Annotated in this window: 2 pseudogenes; both read right to left on the bottom strand. The window is 62.7% G+C overall.

The annotated features are described in order from the left end of the window. Window positions 1-229, bottom strand: a pseudogene (locus JCM19049_RS13980) (hypothetical protein); the annotation flags it as partial. A gap of 150 nt (window positions 230-379) precedes the next feature. Further along, window positions 380-1,400 (bottom strand): annotated as a pseudogene (gene nrdF / locus JCM19049_RS13975) (class 1b ribonucleoside-diphosphate reductase subunit beta). Between the last annotated feature and the right edge of the window lie 89 nt (window positions 1,401-1,489).

Here is a 1,489-nt window from a genome sequence, read left to right as displayed (position 1 = left end):
CCGGGTCGCTGCCGGCCAGCCGAGCCAGGACGTTGGCCCGGCCGGGAGCCGATTCGTAGATCTTGGCGTCCAAGCCCACCTCGCGCAGCAGTTCGGCGACGTACTGGGCGGCCTGCAGCTCGCCCTGGCCCTTGTTGCCACCGTAGTTGGTGGTGTCGATGCGGATCAGTTCACGGCAGAACTCAACGGTTTCGGCTTCAAGCCGTTCCAGGGCCGGATCCTTGGGCATGGCCAATCTCCCTTGTGATGCTGGGTTTTGCGCTGCGGTGCGCTGACTTGTTCCCAGCCTAATCCGAAAGCGCGGCTTTCGCCCGCGCGCCGGTGTTAACGTCCTCGGCGCGGCGGGTCACCACAAATGGTGACCCGCCGCGCCGAGAATTCATCCGGGGACCGTGCGGCGAAGCCGGCGGCCCGGGAAAGACTGGGTGCTGTTACCAGCCCAGTCCTCGTCTTCGGTGGCTTCGGCCTTGCCGATGACGTAGGAGGAGCCCGACCCGGAGAAGAAGTCGTGGTTCTCATCCGAACCCGGGTTCAGCGAGGCCAGGATCGCCGGGGAGACGTTGGTCAGCTCGGCCGGGAACATGGCCTCGTAGCCCAGGTTCATCAGCGCCTTGTTGCCGTTGTAGTGCAGGAACTTGATGACATCCTCGCTCCAGCCGATGTCGTCGTACAGGTCGTGGGTGTACTTGACCTCGTTTTCGTACAGTTCGTGCAGCAGTTCGAAGGTGAAATTCTTCAGCTCATCGCGTTCGGCCTGCGGCAGCTGGTTCTGGTCCATGGCACGCTGGTTCTTCAGCAATGTAGTAGCCGTGGATGGCCTCATCGCGGATGATCAGGCGGATCAGGTCGGCACTGTTGGTCAGCTTGGACATGGTGGCCCAGCGCAGCGGGGTGTAGAACCCGGAGTAGAACAGGAAGGACTCCAGCATGGTGGAGGCGATCTTCTTCTTGTACGGGTTGGTGCCGTCGTAGTACGAGCGGACGATGTTGCCCTTGTTCTGCAGCTCGTGGTTTTCCTCCGACCAGCGGAAGGCCTCATCGATCTCGCGCGAGGAGCACAGGGTGGAGAAGATCGAGGAGTAGCTCTTGGCGTGCACGGATTCCATGAATGCGAAGTTCGTGTAAACCGCTTCCTCGTGCGGGGTCAGCGCATCCGGGATCAGCGAGACGGCGCCGATGGTGCCCTGCAGCGTGTCCAGGTAGGTCAGCCCGGTGAGCACGCGCATGGTCATCTGCTTCTCCCCGTCGCTCAGGGTCGCCCAGGACTGGATGTCATTGGACAGCGGCACCTTCTCGGGCAGCCAGAAGTTGGCGGTGACGCGGTTCCAGATTTCCACGTCCTTCTCATCCTCGATGCGGTTCCAGTTGATCGCCTTGATCGGGGTGGTGGCAACGCTCACTTGGCTCTCTCCCTGTGTCACGGTGTGGGTTGCATGCCTGCGGGCATGCCTTGGTCTTCGGCCCAGGCGCAACGCCTGGGGGGGCGGCC

The sequence above is a fragment of the Arthrobacter sp. JCM 19049 genome (assembly GCF_001310435.1).
Note: the sequence above shows the minus strand (reverse complement) of the source record. Positions and strands in the feature narration are given on the sequence as shown.